The sequence below is a fragment of the Rhodococcus sp. NJ-530 genome (assembly GCF_003860625.1).
Taxonomy (GTDB): Bacteria; Actinomycetota; Actinomycetes; order Mycobacteriales; family Mycobacteriaceae; genus Rhodococcus_F; species Rhodococcus_F qingshengii.
On the sequence record NZ_CP034152.1, the window covers coordinates 1,431,642 to 1,447,000 of the forward strand.

Consider the following 15,359-nt stretch of genomic DNA (forward strand, 5'->3'; position numbering starts at 1 on the left):
TCTGGTAGTGATGAGGGATGCCACAGCTACTTCACATCGATTCGTCCGCCGAACTCCACCACTCGACCTCACGTGATCTGACCGCACTGTTCGCTCAGCAGTGGTCGAAGAACAGTCCGGATCACACGACGGTGACGTTGGACCTGCACCGGGATCCCTTGCCGCACCTCGCGGACGCGGCCCTGCACTATGCACCACGCTTGCGAGTCGAGGGCGAGATTCCGGATCCCGCCGCGGAAGCACTCCAGGCTCGGGTCATCGAGCAACTTACCGCTGCAGACGTCGTCGTGATCGGTGCGCCGATGTACAACTGGTCGATCCCGTCCACGTTGAAGGCGTGGATCGACTACGTACACGTCCTGGGGACTACGGTGCCTTTCGACACGCGTACTCAGCCTCTGGCAGGTAAGCCGGTGGTGATCGTCTCCAGCCGCGGAAACACCTATGCGCCGGGCTCGGGAAACGAGGCCAACGATCACACCGTCCCGCCACTCGTTCAGGTGCTCGGGGTGTCGATGGGAATGGATGTCTCCGTCATCACCGCGGAACTGACTTTGGCGCAACGTATTCCGGCGATGGCACCTCTGATCGAGCAGGGTGACGCGAGCCTGCGTGCTGCCCGGGAGTCGTTGACCGAGCTGGCCCGTACCTTGGGGGCCTGAGTTCTCGGTCGACCGGATACTCTGTCGCGATGCCTGTAAAATTCGGATTATGGCGTGTTGACGGAACCGATGTCCTGCGCGTGCCACCCCGAGTAATCGAGTCCGAGGCTCGGCTCGAAAAGATCATCGAAAGTCGCATCGAGATACTCGGCCTCGGTGATCTGCTGGTCATCGGCCCACAAGTGATGACGGATTTTGCCAAACGGATCGATCTCCTCGCCATCGACGCGGAAGGAGACCTATACGTAATCGAACTGAAGAAGGACCGAACTCCACGCGACGTCGTCGCTCAGGCACTGGAATACGGTTTCTGGGTGCGTGACCTGTCCTTCGAAGCCGTGAGTGACTTATTTGAGAAGAATCACCCTGGTGAAGATTTTGCTTCGGCATTCATTGATCGGTTCGAATCCGAAGTGCCTGAAGTAGTGAACAACGATCATCATCTCGTGATCGTGGCTACTGGTCTTGATTCGAGTACCGAGCAGATCGTCGAGTATGTCCGGGGCTATGGCGTCCCGATCAACGTCCTGTTTTTTGAGTACTTGTTCGACGAGGATCGCGAATACCTCGCCCGGTCTTGGATGTCTGACCCGGCTCTCGATCTCCCACAGGCAGGCGCGGGAAACAAGAAGCAGCCAACGTGGAACGGTGTGGACTTCTTCGTGGCGATTGGGGAGGGTCGGCACCGCAACTGGGACGACATGCGGGAATACGGGTTTGTGTCAGCGGGTCAGGGGGACAAATATCGAAAAGCTATGTTCAAGCTTTTTGAAGGCGCGCGCGTGTGGGCAGAGATACCCTCGACGGGATACGTCGGAGTCGGTGTTGTCGAAGAACCAGCCGTCAGAGTGGCTGATTTCAATGTGGATACAGAAGGAAAGTCGATTCCTCTACTCGAGTGTCCTGTGCGCGCGAATAGCTTGGGCGAGAACGCAGAGGACGAGGAACTGAGCGAATACCTGGTTCGTGTGCGTTGGCTGGATGCTCGGCCCCGTGAGCAAGCGGTCTGGGAGAAGGGAATGTTCGCGAATCAGAACGTGGTCGCCAAACTGCGGCAACCGTTTACTCTTCAGCGGCTGTCGGAATCATTCGATTTCGAGTAATTCGCCTGTAGGCCTGCTTATCTGAGTTCGCACTTACCTCAGGTCCGAGATCATCGACGCCACGTCTGACGGTTCTACGTCGTAACCGGGGAAATAGCAGCACACTTCGTCGGCATGTTCGCCGAACCGCCGCCGAATCTCGGTGGCGCACTCTTCGGGAGTGCCGACGACGGCGAGTGTGGTCAGCATCGGATCGGTGATCAGCGACGCCATCTCGGTGTAGCCACCTCGCTTCGACAGGGCATTGAGTTCCGGTTGGACCTCGCCCCACCCTTCGACGTCGAGCACCGGACGGTATGCGGGCGTCGAACCGTAGAACGAGAGCAGGGCTCGGACGCCTCTGGCGGCCGCGGCAAGTTGATCGTCGCCGCGGCCGACGCCGACGATGACCTGCGGGATGATCGTGAATTCGTCTCGGGTGCGGCCAGATTCGCGAAGACCGGCATCGACGGCCGGAAGTGTTCGTTCGAGGAAATGACGTTGCGTGTGGAACGGCATGACCAGTAGTCCGTCGGCCACCTCGGCAGCCGTCCTGGTCATCACCGGTCCGAGCGCACCCATCAGGATGGGCGGCGGCCCATAGGGGTTGGGGCCGGGATCGAACGTCGGAGGCATCAACGTGTGGGTGAAGAACTCGCCGCGGAAGTTCAGCGTCGAGGTGTTCTCCCACGCAGTGAAGATCGCCTTGACCGCTGCGACCGTCTCCTTCATGCGGGCCGCCGGACGCGACCACGTTGCGCTGTAGCGTTTTTCGATGTGCGGTTTGATCTGCGATCCGAGACCCAGTCGAAAGTGGCCGCGACTGAGCAACTGCAGGTCGTTGGCCGAATGCGCCAGATGCATGGGACTGCGGGGGAATGCGATGGCGACGTTGGTCATCAGGTCGAGGTCGACGGCCGATGCTGCTTCGACGAGCGGGAAGAACACGTCGTGTGGTCCCTCGAACGTGAACAGGCCACCGGCGCCGGTCTCCGCGAGTTCACGGCTACGAGCAGCGCCCGCGCCCGGCGCGGAGTCCAGTTGTACGTGAACCTTCATCGGCGTCCCCGCAGCCAGGTGCTGACACCGGGAGCGAACGGAGCGATCGCCGCCACCGCGACCAGGGCGCAGTAGAGAATCGGACCCCATCTCAGAACTCCGTCGCCGATGTCTGCTGCGCCGTCGACCAGAGACATGAAGCCGAGTCCGGCCGCGATGCTCACGACTCCCACGATCGCCGTCATCACCCGCCCGGCGTTCTTGCGTGCGCGGAGGAGTTGAAGGCTCATGAGTGCGAGCAGGACCAGGACGAGAGCGCCGCCGCCGCTGCCCGCGAGTACGACGGTCACGGCATCGGAGATGTCGGTGGACGAGTATCCGGGATTGTCGCGCGCAGTCGATTCTTCGAGAGCCGACCGGACGTCGTCGAGGCTGGTGACTACCACTCCGGCGATTCCGGCCAGGACGACGAACGAGCCGATCCAGGCAGAGGTAGACAATGTCACGGCTTTGGGTGTCTCGTCGCTCGCTGCAGGTCGGAGCGGCCGAACCGAGACGTCGGGTCGCTCGGGTGCCGGGCGTGGAGGTGACGGGCGAGGAGGTCGCGCGGGAGAATTGTCGGGATCGGTCACCGGCCGATCCTAGCCATTCGGAGAGATACGGAAGTGATGTGGCGCACTTTTCCGGCTTTTCGGGGAAGGCGGGAACAAATCTACGTGGGCTGTAGTTGACCATTTCGACAAGCTTGAGCGCCCTCGGCTCAACTTCAAGTTGACTCCCGGCCACGGTCGGAGGCAAACTTGAGCGGAGGACGCTCACCAAGCGAAAAACTCGCGGTCATGTTCGAGATCAACCACTCGGGCAGAGAACCGCAGAACGAAAGGTAGGAACACTATGGCTCGTGCAGTCGGTATCGATCTCGGTACGACCAACTCGGTAGTTGCAGTGCTGGAGGGCGGCGAGCCCGTAGTGGTCGCCAACGCCGAAGGCTCACGTACCACCCCCTCGGTGGTCGCATTTGCCAAGAACGGCGAGGTTCTCGTCGGTCAGCCCGCGAAGAACCAGGCAGTCACGAACGTCGACCGCACCCTCCGCTCCGTCAAGCGCCACATCGGCACTGACTGGAACGTGGAAATCGACGGCAAGAAGTACACGCCGCAGGAAATCAGCGCCCGCACGCTCATGAAGCTCAAGCGTGACGCGGAGGCTTACCTCGGCGAAGACATCACCGACGCCGTCATCACCGTCCCCGCGTACTTCGAGGACGCACAGCGTCAGGCAACCAAGGAAGCCGGCCAGATCGCCGGCCTCAACGTCCTTCGTATCGTCAACGAGCCCACCGCGGCTGCACTGGCATACGGACTCGACAAGGGTGACACCGAGCAGACCATTCTGGTCTTCGACCTCGGTGGCGGCACCTTCGACGTCTCCCTGCTCGAAATCGGCGACGGTGTCGTCGAGGTTCGCGCAACCTCCGGTGACAACCACCTCGGTGGCGACGACTGGGACGAGCGCGTCGTCGCTTGGCTGGTCGACAAGTTCAAGGCTCAGAACGGCATCGATCTGACCAAGGACAAGATGGCCCTGCAGCGTCTGCGTGAGGCTGCGGAGAAGGCGAAGATCGAGCTCTCCAGCTCGCAGAGCACCTCCATCAACCTCCCGTACATCACGGTCGACGCGGACAAGAACCCGCTCTTCCTGGACGAGCAGCTCACCCGCAGCGAGTTCCAGAAGATCACCTCGGACCTGCTCGATCGCACTCGTGCGCCGTTCCAGGCAGTGATCAAGGACAGCGGAATCGCCGTCAAGGACATCGACCATGTCGTGCTCGTCGGTGGCTCCACCCGTATGCCGGCCGTCTCCGATCTGGTTCGTGAACTGACCGGTGGCCGTGAGCCCAACAAGGGCGTCAACCCGGACGAGGTCGTCGCCGTCGGCGCCGCACTCCAGGCCGGTGTGCTCAAGGGTGAGGTCAAGGACGTTCTGCTCCTCGACGTCACGCCGCTTTCCCTCGGCATCGAAACCAAGGGTGGCGTGATGACCAAGCTCATCGAGCGCAACACCACGATCCCCACGAAGCGTTCCGAGACCTTCACCACCGCTGACGACAACCAGCCTTCGGTGCAGATCCAGGTCTTCCAGGGTGAGCGCGAAATCGCTTCGCACAACAAGCTGCTCGGCTCCTTCGAGCTCACCGATCTGCCGCCCGCCCCGCGTGGCGTTCCGCAGATCGAGGTCACCTTCGACATCGACGCCAACGGCATCGTGCACGTGACGGCGAAGGACAAGGGCACCGGCAAGGAAAACACGATCAAGATCCAGGACGGCTCCGGTCTGTCCAAGGAAGAGATCGAGCGCATGGTCAAGGACGCCGAGGCTCACGCCGAGGAAGACAAGGCCCGTCGCGAAGAGGCAGAGGTTCGCAACCAGGCCGAGTCGCTGGTCCACCAGACGGAGAAGTTCGTCAAGGAGCAGCGTGAAGGTGAGAACGCGGGCAAGGTCTCCGAGGAGATCCTGACCAAGGTTGAGGCAGCGGTCAAGGACGTCAACGACGCCCTGGCAGGCACCGACATCGCTGCAGTGAAGACCGCAGTGGAGAAGCTGGGCACCGAGTCGCAGGCTCTGGGCCAGGCCATCTACGAGGCTTCCGCTGCAAACGAGGCCGGAAACACCGACGGCGCAGGCAATGACGACGACGTCGTCGACGCCGAGGTTGTCGACGAGCCCACCGACTCGGACAAGAAGTGACCTCGGACAACCCCGAGAACAACCCGGTCGACCCCGAGACCGGTGCACAGGGAGAGGCGGCGGGGGAATCCCTGCCGCCGCTCGACTCGGAAGACACAGGGGTAGTTCAGGAAGCAGAGTCGATCGTGGAGGAAGCATCCGCCACCGATCAGCTCGCCGAACGGACTGCGGATCTGCAGCGACTTCAGGCGGAGTTCACCAACTACCGTCGTCGCGTCGAGCGTGACAAGCAGGTCATCAAGGAAACCGCGCGGGCTTCGGTCATCACCGAGCTCATCGGAATTCTCGACGACCTGGATCGCGCTCGGGCACACGGTGACCTCGAATCGGGTCCACTGCGTGCACTCGCAGACAAACTCAACACGACCCTGACGGGTTTGGGTTTGACCGACTTCGGTAGCGAGGGTGACGATTTCGATCCCGCACTCCACGAAGCGGTGCAACATGAAGGCGAAGGCCACGACCCGGTACTCGGGACGGTCATGCGCAAGGGATACAAGCTCGGCGACCGGGTCCTTCGGACCGCAATGGTGGCCGTGACGGACCGGGTAGGCGACAAGCCTGCAGACGGTTCAGAACAAGAAGCGAAGTAAGAGTGAGAGGAGGAGACGCCCAGTGAGTCAACGGGAGTGGATCGAGAAGGACTTCTACAAGGAGCTGGGCGTCTCGTCCACCGCGACGGCCGACGAAATCAAGAAGGCGTATCGCAAGCTGGCTCGGGATCTTCATCCCGACGCCAACCCTGACGATGCGAAGGCCGAAGAGCGTTTCAAGTCCGTCAGTGAAGCTCATGCCGTTCTGTCTGATCCGGACAAGCGCAAGGAGTACGACGAGGCTCGGCGCCTCTTTGCCAGCGGCGGCTTCGGCCCCCGCGCGCAGGGCGGCGGCGGATTCAACCCCGGCGCTGGTGGTTTCGACATCAACGACCTGTTCGGCGGCGGGGCCGGTGGGCAGGACTCGGGTCTCGGAGACATCTTCGGCGGATTGTTCAACCGCGGGGGAGCGGGCCAGCGAACAGCTGCGCCCAACCGCCCGCGTCGAGGCAAGGATCTCGAGACCGAGACGACGCTCGCCTTTCGTGAAGCAGCGCTCGGTGTCACCGTCCCTCTTCGTCTGACCAGCCCTACGTCGTGCACCACGTGTCACGGCAGCGGCGCAAAGCCAGGCACCAGCCCGCGAGTGTGCCCACATTGCAACGGAACCGGCGTGGTCAGCCGGAACCAGGGCGCCTTCGGATTCAGTGAGCCGTGTGACGATTGCCGGGGAACCGGCTCGATCATCGACTCGCCGTGTGAAGACTGCCACGGTAGCGGAGTCACCAATCGCACACGGACCATCACGGTTCGCGTGCCTGCCGGTGTGAGCGACGGTCAGAAGATCAGACTCAAGGGCAAGGGCGAAGCGGGACTCCGCGGCGCTCCGGCCGGCGACCTGTTCGTCAACATCCGCGTCAAGCCGGACAGTGTCTTCGGACGCAACGGCGACGACCTGACACTGACGGTTCCGGTGAGCTACGGCGAGCTGGTGCTGGGAACGACACTGTCCGTGCCGACTTTGGAAGGCCGTGTCGGAGTGAAGGTTCCGGCTGGAACGGTGGACGGACGCATTCTGCGAGTTCGCGGACGCGGTATCCCCAAGCGGCCGGACGGTGCCGGTGACCTTCTGGTCACGGTCAAGGTATCCGTTCCGCAGAAGTTGGACGACCCGGCGATCGAAGCGCTGAAAACCTATCTCGAAGCCGAGAAGGCGAGCGGGTTCGATCCACGGGCCGGGTGGGCCGGTGCATGATGACAGAGCGACCGCAGAATCAATGGGATGCGACGGTCGATCCTGACGCTCAGATCTTCGTGATCTCGGTGGCAGCCGAGTTGGCCGGAATGCACGCGCAGACTTTGCGTAACTACGACCGACTCGGGTTGGTCACCCCGCATCGAACCACCGGTGGCGGACGACGCTACTCCCCGCGCGATGTTGCGCTTCTTCGTGAAGTACAACGGCTTTCGCAGGACGAGGGAGTCAACCTTGCCGGAATCAAACGAATCATCGAACTGACCAACCAGGTCGAGGCTCTGCAGCATCGCGTCCGCGAATTGGCCGAGGAGATCGCGAAAGTCCATGCGGGCTATCGCCGGGATCTCGTGCCGATTCCGCGCAACAACGCGTTGGTGGTCTGGAAGCCCCGCAACCAGCGATAGTCGGACCTTTACACAAACGGCTCCACGCCCTGTCGGATTCATTTCGTCGAATCCGCCAGGGCGTGGAGCCGTTTCGGCGTTTCCACCCAGCGGGAAGAGATCTGTCGACGCCGCCTCAATGTGCATAGCGTCCGCTTCCATGACTCCACTTTTCAGCGTTTGACGTTATCCAGATCACATTCTATGCTCCATCCCAAGCAACTGCTTGCTAGATCATCAAGCGGGTGCTTGGTTGGCTGGTGCTCGAAATCAGGCACGTCCACCGGCCGATCATTCTTTCGTCAGGTATTCGCCTGACGTTCGGTGCATACATGTGTTCTAGGAGTGCAGACATGAATCGTCGGCCCATTCTTGTTGCGGCAGTTGCCGTGACGGCTCTGGCTCTTGCAGGGTGCAGTGGTTCTTCGGAGTCCGACGGAGGTGCGGACTCGCCCTACCGTGTGCTGCTGACCGGCGGGATCAGTGCACAGGGAGTCCTCGCGGCTAATTCGCAGACCTCGCTGCTCGCCACCAAGGCGGGCGTTCAGGTCCAGAACGAAGCCGGGGGGATCGGTGGCCGTCAGATCGAGCTCACTACGGTGGACGACGCGGGTGACGCAACCATCGCCGTCACCAAGCTGCGCGAAGCCATCAATTCGGGGAACAAGCCTGACCTCTACCTGAACTCGGGTCCGTCGTCGATCGCGGCTGCGGTTCTGCCGATCCTCAAGCAGAACAACATTCTCTCGATGAGCATGGCTCCCTCGCCCGATTCGACGGACCCCTCGAAGTTCCCGCTCAACTTCGATCTGGCTCCGGGTGCGACCGATACCGCTCGCGGAATTTCCGAGTACGCGAAGTCCAAGGGTTACAGCAGCGTCGGAGTCTTGCACGGCAGCACCGCTTACGGTGAGCTGTTCGGCGAAGAAATGACCAGTGCTTTGCAATCCGCAGGTCTGAAGGCCGCCGGTAACGAGGAGTACGACGCCGCCGCTTTGGACATGACGGCGCAGTTGCAGTCGCTCAAGAATTCGGGTGCCGCGGCAATCGCCTTGGATGCGTACGGCGCTCCTCTCGGATACGTGTTGCAAAGCCTCGAGCGACTCGGCTGGGACGTGCCGCTGGTCGGAAACACCTCGGTGTCTGCCACCAACCTGATCGCGAATGATCCGCCGGCCGGTGTGCTCGGCACCCCGCAGGTGAAGAACCTGGTGACGCAGGTGTTCAGCAGCACGGTGTTCGATCCGAACAACGCACTCGTCAACACGATGGTGGACACGATGGCTTCGCTGGGCTCCATCCCGTCGACGCTGATCCTCGCAGACAACTACGACGCATTCCCCCTCGTCGCGGCGGCAGCGGAGAAGGTCGGCAGTTCGACCGATCCGAAGAAGCTCGCCGAAGCACTGGAAACCACTGAGGTCCAGGAGAATGCCAAGACCGCATTCCTCTCGCGCTACAACTTCAGCTCCGACAACCACGGCCCGAACCCGGACACCAGCGAGCTGAAGTTCATCAGCCCGACGAAGATCCTCAACGGTCAGTTCGGAAACCCGGCTGCGTCATGACCATTCTGTGGTCCGGATTGGCGCTCGGCGCGGTTTACGTGCTGGTTGCCATCGGGTACAACATCGTTTTCGTTTCCTCCAACACATTCAACTTCGCTCAAGCTCAGCTGATGATGGTGGGCACCTTTGTCGCCTACACGGGTCTGGTGACCCTGAAACTCCCCGTTCTCGTGGTGGCCGTCATGGCTACCGTGACCGTGATGCTCCTCGCCTCGGTCGAGGAGATCGTCGCGATCAGACCGGTGGCCGATCACCAGAACCAGTTGGTCACGACGTTGGGTGTCGCAACTCTGCTCAACGGCGCCACTCAATTGATCTGGGGTAGTGAACCTCTCACGGTTCCGTTCTTCGGATCGAACGAACCGATCACCCTGCTCGGCGGCCGTACCTACCCGGTCGAGATCGCTCTGCTGGTTGCGGCGATCGCACTGGTCGTCGGGTTGAGTTACGTCTCGAAGAAAACGATGACGGGTCTGGCTCTGATCGGCATCTCCGAGGATCGTGAAGCGGCGATGCTGCGAGGAGTCAACGTACGACGGTTGGCACTGGGAGCGTTTGCCTTCTCGGGTGCCTTGGCCGGTGTCCTCGGACTCTTCGTCGGCCCCAAGACGTTTGCAGTTGCGACGTTGGGTGCAGCGTTGGCCCTCAAGGGATTCGTGGCGTTGGCGATCGGCGGGTTCGGCTCTCTGCCTGGCGCTTTGATCGGCGGTCTGACCGTCGGCCTGGTGGAATCGTTCACCGCCCTGTGGGCGGGAAGTCAGTACAGCAATATCGCCGTCTTCACGGTGCTGATCGTCATCTTGATGGTCAAACCGGCTGGACTGTTCGGCAATGTCCGAGAACGGGTGGTGTGAGATGGTAAGTGCGTGGCGGACTTTCCGTTCCCTACCGAGCTGGATCATCCCACTCGTCCTGGCCGTGGTGATCCTGCTGCTGCCCGTGATGGGACTCGACCTGTCGACATCACGTCAGATTCAATTGGCCTGCATCCTGGCACTTGTGGTCAGTGGCCTGAACTTGAGCCTCGGCTTTGCCGGTGAACTGGCACTCGGCCAGGCAGCGATGTACGCGGCCGGTGCCTACACCGCGGGTCTGATGTCCCAGGCAGGTCACACCGACATTCTGCTTCAGCTTGCTGCCTCCGGAGCAGTGGCACTGGCGGTCGGAATCCTGACCGGTGTTCCCGGTCTGCGCCTGGGCAACTGGTCCCTGGCGATGACGTCGTTCTTCCTGGTTCTGCTGGTACCTGACGTACTGGCGATCTTCGGTGGCAAGACCGGCGGCCGAAACGGCCTCACCGGTATGGAGCCGCCGACGTTCTTCGGTTCCGAACTCGACACCCAGCAGTACTACATGGTGGTCGTCGTCGTGACCGTGCTCTGGTTCGCGGTGATGCGTAACCTGGTGGTCTCGCGGCACGGCATCGCGTTCCGCACGCTCAAGCAGTCGCCGGTTCTGGCGTCGTCGCAGGGTGTATCGGTGTTCCGGATGAAGCTGCTCGGTTATGCCATCGGTGCGTTCCCCGCCGGTCTGGCGGGTGCGCTGTTCGCCAACACCGACCTGTTCATCTCGCCGGAAGCCTTCGGGTTCACCTTTGCCACAGCAGTTCTGGCGGCGTCGATCCTCGGCGGTGCGGCAAGTGTGTACGGCGCCGTGGTCGGTGCCGCGATCATGCAGCTCGGTCCCAACCAGTCGACGGCGTTCCAGGAGTATTCGCTGATCTTCTACGGCGGCTTCCTGATCATCGGCGGTGTGCTTCTCTCCGGGGGTTTGACCAAGGTCGGGCGAGCGATCGTCTCGAAACTCGATCGCAAGGCCGGCCTGGGCGTAGTCACCGCAAAGGAAAACAGCGGTGGGACACCGGAACTGGCGCCGATCAACGGAGCACGGTTGGTGGTCGACGGAGTCTCCAAAGCGTTCGGTGGCAACCAGGCGCTCAATGCGGCAACCCTGACCGCAGAGGCCGGTAAGGTCACCGCGTTGATCGGGCCCAACGGTTCGGGTAAGACGACCATGCTCAACATGATCTGCGGCTTCTACACCGCAGATGCGGGCGTGATCACGATCGGTGACACGGTGGTCTCGCAGTCGTCGCCGCACAAGGTGGCGCGCGTGGGTGTGGCGCGCACGTTCCAAACTCCGACGATTCCGGAAAACATCACGGTTCTGGAAGCTGTTGCATCCGGACGTTATTCGGTGCACCGAGCGTCGATGGCGTCGGCTGTGCTTCGCCTGCCCAGCTTCCGCAGGATCGCGAAGGCCGACATCGTCGAGGCCGAGCGTGTCCTCGAACTCGTGGGGATGTCGCACTTGCGCAACGAGATCGCGACGTCGCTGCCCCTGGGGATGCGTCGCATGCTCGAGGTTGCTCGCGCCGTCATCGCCGAACCGAGGGTCGTCCTCTTCGACGAGGTGGCATCCGGACTCGACGAGGACGAACTCGAACGCCTGGCAGATCTGATCCGGGTACTGCGAGATGCCGGGGCGACAGTGGTGTTGGTGGAGCACAACTTCCGCCTCGTCCTCTCGCTGGCCGACGAGATAGTCGTGCTGGCGCAAGGGCAGGTGATCGCCACCGGCGATGCGGCAACCATCGAACATCACCCACGCGTGTTGAGCGAGTACCTCGGAGTCAAGTCCGGTGACGAAGAAGCACTTCTCGAAGAAATCGGCGCGGTAGACCATCAGACCAGTGAGGTGAAGTGATGGAACCGATTCTGAAGGTCCGAAACTTGCAGACCGGGTACGGCGATCTGCGCGTCGTCTGGGATGTCTCGTTCGACGTCTATCCCGGTCAGGTGACCGCCCTGCTCGGACGCAACGGCGCAGGCAAGACGAGCACGCTCCGTGCCCTGTCCGGCCTCAACAAGGTGGCCTCCGGAACCGTCGAGATGGACGGTGCCGACATCACCGGAGTCCCCGCGCACAAACGGGTACGACAGGGGATGGCGTACGTGCAGGAGGGCAAGCGGGTCTTCCACAAGCAGACCGTCGAGCAGAACCTCCTGCTGGGCGGGTACACCCGCAAGGCAAAGCGCGGCGAGCTTATGGAATCCGTCGAATCGATGTACGAGATGTTCCCGATCCTGGGGGAGAAGCGTTCGCTTCCCGCCGGTTCCATGTCGGGCGGTCAGCAGCAGATGCTCGCGATCGGCGCAGCGCTGATGGCGCAGCCTAGGTTGCTCCTTCTCGACGAACCTTCGGGCGGTCTCGCTCCCGTGATCGTCGGTGAGGTGATGGACCGCGTCCAACAACTCAAGGAAACCGGCCTGGCTGTTCTACTGGTCGAGCAGGCAGTCGAGGCCGCGATGAGCGTCGCCGATCATGTGACGGTCCTCGACATCGGCAAGGTGGTTCTCGACGCCGACGCCAAGGACATCGACGACCTGGCAGTGCTCAAGGATGCGTATTTCGGACGCGTCTGAACGGCAATGACGGCTTCAGCCCGGCCACCTCGGCCGGGCTGAAGCCGTTTCCCGCTCCGTGGCACGGGCCCTAGCCGGCTCGGGGCCATCGATCTACCGTCCTGCAAACAACTCCCGCGAGAGGCAAACTCGATGACCACTGCTCCCGACGTGCTCGCCCCGGCGAAGCTCGGCCCGGTGACCCTTCGAAATCGAATCATCAAGTCCGCGACATTCGAAGGCAAAACTCCCGACGCCCTGGTCACCGACGAGCTGATCGAGTTCCATCGTCGCCCAGCCGCCGGCGGAGTCGGGATGTCCACCGTCGCGTATTGCGCCGTCGCACCGGAAGGGCGCACCGAATACGGCCAGCTCTGGATGCGGCCCGATGCCCTCCCCGGGCTTCGGCGGCTCACCGATGCCATTCACGCCGAAGGTGCTGCTGCGTCGGCGCAGCTCGGCCATGCCGGTCCCGTGGCGAATCAGAAGTCGACCGGACTGCCCGCGCTGGCACCGTCGAGTTCGTTCAATCCGTTGAGCATGAGGATGATTCGCACTGCCACGACAGCGGACATCACCAGAATTGCGGCGGCGCACGGGAGCGCTGCGCGACTTGCCGTCGAGGCAGGATTCGACGCCGTCGAGATCCACTTCGGTCACAACTATTTCGCGAGCTCGTTCCTGAGCCCGAAACTCAACCGTCGTAAGGACTCCTACGGCGGATCGCTGGAGAACCGGGCTCGCGTCGTACTCGAAACTGCACGCAGTGTGCGCGATGCCGTCGGTGACAAGATCGCGATCTTGGCCAAGCTGAACATGGACGACGGTGTGCCAGGCGGATTCTGGGTGGACGAAGCAATCCAGGTGGCGCAGTGGCTCGAAGCATCCGGAAGCGTCGACGCGCTCGAGTTGACGATGGGCAGTTCACTGCTCAACCCGATGTACCTGTTCAAGGGCGATGCGCCGATCCGCGAGTTCGCCGCCGCGATGCCGCAACCTGTTCGACTCGGTGTGCAGTTGGTGGGGAAGAGCATGTTGCATACCTATCCGTACAAGCCGTTGTTCATGCTGGAAGAGGCTCGGCAGATTCGTGCTGCGGTGAAGTTGCCGCTCGTGCTGCTCGGGGGTGTCACGGACAAAGCGGGCATGGATACCGCAATGGCGGAAGGGTTCGAGTTCGTCGCCATGGCACGGGCGCTGCTCAGAGAACCGGATCTGATCAATCGGATCGCGGCCGAATCCGATACCCAATCACTGTGCATCCACTGCAACAAGTGCATGCCCACGATCTTCAGTGGCGCCCGCTGCGTGTTGGTCGAACGCGTCTGAGCTGGTCAGCGCACACCACGTCCCGACATCCATGCGGATACCGGGTCGTGGGCCGTAGCGGATCAAGTTCGTGGTTGCATCAACGCTTGGTTCAGTTCTGCGTGAAGACGTCGTAGGAGGCGTTCATCGTGGGGTAGCCGGTGGCCATGTAGTCGGTGAGGATGACGTGCGTCGGGTCGCCGATGATGCGAGTCCCGTCGAGGGTGGGGTTGCCGACGTAGTTGTTGGCAGCCATGACCGTCTGGACGCCGTCGGCGACGTTGTAGGTGACGTCGACACCGATACCGCGGGGATCGCTGCTGTAGGCGGTGACGATCTCGGTGGTGTGCGGGGCCAGGTAGGAGCGGGGGCCGTTGATCCACTGTCCGTAGGGGTTGGACGCGCTGTCCAGCAGCATCGGGTTGTCGGTGTTGTTGGTGATGGTCATGGCAACCGTCGGGCCGTCGGTGGGCATGGTGCCGGCGTTGGCGATCGCTGCGGTTCCCAGTGCGGTTCCGCCGACAGCGAGGGCGATTGCGGTGACTGCTACGAAGCGAGTGGTGTTGGTACGCATGATGTCTGCTCCTGGGATGGTGTGTGGTTGCCGTTCTCGGCGATGAATCAATCTTGTCGCGAATGAGTGCTGCAGTATGTCCGCCGACGGGGCCGTGGCGGGGTTGAATCTCTTGTCCCCCGATCGGGGGAGGCGTAAGTGCTCGCATTGCTGGTACGGGCGTGAGAAAGTGAGCAATGCGCGAAGGCACGAAGCCGCTGGCCGGCAAGGTTTCCGTGGTGGTCGGCGACGATCACCCACTGTTCCGTGAGGGCGTGGTTCGGGCTCTGACCGGCAGTGACGGCATCGACGTCCTGGGCGAGGCCGACGACGGCGCAGCAGCGCTCGCAATGATCCGCGAACTACGCCCGCAGGTCGCGCTGCTCGACTTCCGGATGCCGCACCTGGATGGAACTCAGGTCGCCGCCGCAGTCGTTCGAGACGAGCTTCCGACGCGTGTGCTTCTGCTCAGCGCTCACGACGAATCGTCTGTCGTGTACCAGGCCCTGCAAGCCGGTGCTGCCGGATTCCTGCCGAAGGAATCCACTCGCGCCGAGATCGTGAGTGCCGTGCTCGACTGTGCTGCGGGACGAGATGTGTTGCCGCCCAGTATCGCCGCCGGATTGGTAGGAGAGGTTCGGCGTCGTAGTGAACCGTCCGGTCCGACGCTCAGCGCGCGCGAACGTGAGGTTCTCGGATTGATCGCGCAGGGCGCCAGCATCCCGGCCATTGCCTCACAACTCTTTCTTGCGCCCTCCACCGTCAAAACCCACGTGCAGCGCCTCTACGAGAAACTCGGAGTCAACGATCGAGGCGCCGCCGTCGCCGCTGCAATGCGGCAGGGATTGTTGGAGTGAGCAA

The 15,359-nt window shown here is 62.2% G+C and carries 16 protein-coding genes; 12 read left to right on the forward strand and 4 right to left on the reverse strand.

Annotation, left to right across the window (positions count from 1 at the left end):
- Nucleotides 1–17 precede the first annotated feature (17 nt).
- On the forward strand, nt 18–662 hold the full coding sequence (locus tag EHW12_RS06600) for an NAD(P)H-dependent oxidoreductase (RefSeq protein ID WP_007726694.1): 645 nt from the start codon (nt 18–20) through the stop codon (nt 660–662).
- Nucleotides 663–709: 47 nt separating this feature from the next.
- On the opposite strand, the gene EHW12_RS35805 is transcribed toward EHW12_RS06600, so the two are convergent.
- Nucleotides 710–844, reverse strand: coding sequence for a hypothetical protein (locus EHW12_RS35805; protein ID WP_277426206.1), 135 nt, complete (start codon nt 842–844; stop codon nt 710–712).
- 3 nt (nt 845–847) lie between these two features.
- Between EHW12_RS35805 and EHW12_RS06605 the strand changes: the two genes are divergently transcribed.
- Nucleotides 848–1,765, forward strand: a complete 918-nt coding sequence (locus EHW12_RS06605) for a hypothetical protein (RefSeq protein WP_125050432.1) — start codon at nt 848–850, stop codon at nt 1,763–1,765.
- Between the two features lie 33 nt (nt 1,766–1,798).
- Here the strand turns inward: EHW12_RS06605 and EHW12_RS06610 are convergent, their stop codons facing one another.
- Both EHW12_RS06610 and EHW12_RS06615 read right to left on the reverse strand, forming a co-directional pair.
- Nucleotides 1,799–2,803 carry a TIGR03617 family F420-dependent LLM class oxidoreductase gene (locus EHW12_RS06610; protein ID WP_125050433.1) on the reverse strand — a complete coding sequence of 335 codons (1,005 nt, stop codon included), beginning with the start codon at nt 2,801–2,803 and terminating at the stop codon, nt 1,799–1,801.
- Nucleotides 2,800–3,375 carry a hypothetical protein gene (locus EHW12_RS06615; RefSeq protein ID WP_241199119.1) on the reverse strand — a complete coding sequence of 192 codons (576 nt, stop codon included), beginning with the start codon at nt 3,373–3,375 and terminating at the stop codon, nt 2,800–2,802. The genes EHW12_RS06610 and EHW12_RS06615 overlap by 4 nt, the downstream gene beginning before the upstream one ends.
- Nucleotides 3,376–3,637: 262 nt before the next feature.
- Between EHW12_RS06615 and dnaK the strand changes: the two genes are divergently transcribed.
- The 9 genes from dnaK (at nt 3,638) to EHW12_RS06660 (ending at nt 13,966) form a co-directional block, all read left to right on the forward strand.
- Complete coding sequence (gene dnaK, locus EHW12_RS06620; protein WP_003944365.1) at nt 3,638–5,491, forward strand: molecular chaperone DnaK; 1,854 nt, start codon at nt 3,638–3,640, stop codon at nt 5,489–5,491.
- A complete protein-coding gene (gene grpE / locus EHW12_RS06625) occupies nt 5,488–6,084 on the forward strand; it encodes a nucleotide exchange factor GrpE (RefSeq protein WP_003944430.1) in 597 nt (198 codons plus the stop codon). The genes dnaK and grpE overlap by 4 nt, the downstream gene beginning before the upstream one ends.
- Before the next feature lie 22 nt (nt 6,085–6,106).
- The gene (dnaJ, locus tag EHW12_RS06630) at nt 6,107–7,279 is read left to right on the forward strand and encodes a molecular chaperone DnaJ (protein ID WP_003944329.1); all 1,173 of its coding nucleotides are present in this window, start codon (nt 6,107–6,109) and stop codon (nt 7,277–7,279) included.
- A complete protein-coding gene (locus EHW12_RS06635; protein ID WP_020906601.1) occupies nt 7,279–7,686 on the forward strand; it encodes a helix-turn-helix domain-containing protein in 408 nt (135 codons plus the stop codon). Before dnaJ ends, EHW12_RS06635 begins: the two co-directional genes overlap by 1 nt.
- A 332-nt stretch (nt 7,687–8,018) precedes the next feature.
- The gene (locus EHW12_RS06640; RefSeq protein WP_007726702.1) at nt 8,019–9,233 is read left to right on the forward strand and encodes an ABC transporter substrate-binding protein; all 1,215 of its coding nucleotides are present in this window, start codon (nt 8,019–8,021) and stop codon (nt 9,231–9,233) included.
- The gene (locus EHW12_RS06645; RefSeq protein WP_007726703.1) at nt 9,230–10,087 is read left to right on the forward strand and encodes a branched-chain amino acid ABC transporter permease; all 858 of its coding nucleotides are present in this window, start codon (nt 9,230–9,232) and stop codon (nt 10,085–10,087) included. Before EHW12_RS06640 ends, EHW12_RS06645 begins: the two co-directional genes overlap by 4 nt.
- A 1-nt stretch (nt 10,088) precedes the next feature.
- Nucleotides 10,089–11,939, forward strand: coding sequence for a branched-chain amino acid ABC transporter ATP-binding protein/permease (locus tag EHW12_RS06650; protein WP_003944379.1), 1,851 nt, complete (start codon nt 10,089–10,091; stop codon nt 11,937–11,939).
- Nucleotides 11,939–12,658: an ABC transporter ATP-binding protein gene (locus EHW12_RS06655; RefSeq protein WP_003944438.1), complete on the forward strand. Its 720-nt coding sequence runs from the start codon at nt 11,939–11,941 to the stop codon at nt 12,656–12,658. Before EHW12_RS06650 ends, EHW12_RS06655 begins: the two co-directional genes overlap by 1 nt.
- A gap of 132 nt (nt 12,659–12,790) precedes the next feature.
- The gene (locus EHW12_RS06660) at nt 12,791–13,966 is read left to right on the forward strand and encodes an NADH:flavin oxidoreductase (protein ID WP_042452220.1); all 1,176 of its coding nucleotides are present in this window, start codon (nt 12,791–12,793) and stop codon (nt 13,964–13,966) included.
- A gap of 91 nt (nt 13,967–14,057) precedes the next feature.
- On the opposite strand, the gene EHW12_RS06665 is transcribed toward EHW12_RS06660, so the two are convergent.
- Nucleotides 14,058–14,519: a hypothetical protein gene (locus EHW12_RS06665; protein ID WP_007726708.1), complete on the reverse strand. Its 462-nt coding sequence runs from the start codon at nt 14,517–14,519 to the stop codon at nt 14,058–14,060.
- Nucleotides 14,520–14,695: 176 nt separating this feature from the next.
- Between EHW12_RS06665 and EHW12_RS06670 the strand changes: the two genes are divergently transcribed.
- The gene (locus tag EHW12_RS06670) at nt 14,696–15,355 is read left to right on the forward strand and encodes a response regulator transcription factor (protein WP_058038556.1); all 660 of its coding nucleotides are present in this window, start codon (nt 14,696–14,698) and stop codon (nt 15,353–15,355) included.
- Nucleotides 15,356–15,359 lie beyond the last annotated feature (4 nt).

Bases quoted from the DNA above. Each gene is read 5' to 3' on its own strand.
- EHW12_RS06610 (WP_125050433.1), bottom strand. From the start codon at position 2,803: ATGAAGGTTCACGTACAACTGGACTCCGCGCCGGGCGCGGGCGCTGCT.
- EHW12_RS06640 (WP_007726702.1), top strand. From the start codon at position 8,019: ATGAATCGTCGGCCCATTCTTGTTGCGGCAGTTGCCGTGACGGCTCTG.
- EHW12_RS06650 (WP_003944379.1), top strand. From the start codon at position 10,089: ATGGTAAGTGCGTGGCGGACTTTCCGTTCCCTACCGAGCTGGATCATC.
- EHW12_RS06660 (WP_042452220.1), top strand. From the start codon at position 12,791: ATGACCACTGCTCCCGACGTGCTCGCCCCGGCGAAGCTCGGCCCGGTG.
- EHW12_RS06670 (WP_058038556.1), top strand. From the start codon at position 14,696: ATGCGCGAAGGCACGAAGCCGCTGGCCGGCAAGGTTTCCGTGGTGGTC.
- EHW12_RS06605 (WP_125050432.1), top strand. From the start codon at position 848: ATGACGGATTTTGCCAAACGGATCGATCTCCTCGCCATCGACGCGGAA.
- EHW12_RS06665 (WP_007726708.1), bottom strand. From the start codon at position 14,519: ATGCGTACCAACACCACTCGCTTCGTAGCAGTCACCGCAATCGCCCTC.
- EHW12_RS06655 (WP_003944438.1), top strand. From the start codon at position 11,939: ATGGAACCGATTCTGAAGGTCCGAAACTTGCAGACCGGGTACGGCGAT.
- EHW12_RS06645 (WP_007726703.1), top strand. From the start codon at position 9,230: ATGACCATTCTGTGGTCCGGATTGGCGCTCGGCGCGGTTTACGTGCTG.
- EHW12_RS06600 (WP_007726694.1), top strand. From the start codon at position 18: ATGCCACAGCTACTTCACATCGATTCGTCCGCCGAACTCCACCACTCG.
- dnaK (WP_003944365.1), top strand. From the start codon at position 3,638: ATGGCTCGTGCAGTCGGTATCGATCTCGGTACGACCAACTCGGTAGTT.
- EHW12_RS06635 (WP_020906601.1), top strand. From the start codon at position 7,279: ATGACAGAGCGACCGCAGAATCAATGGGATGCGACGGTCGATCCTGAC.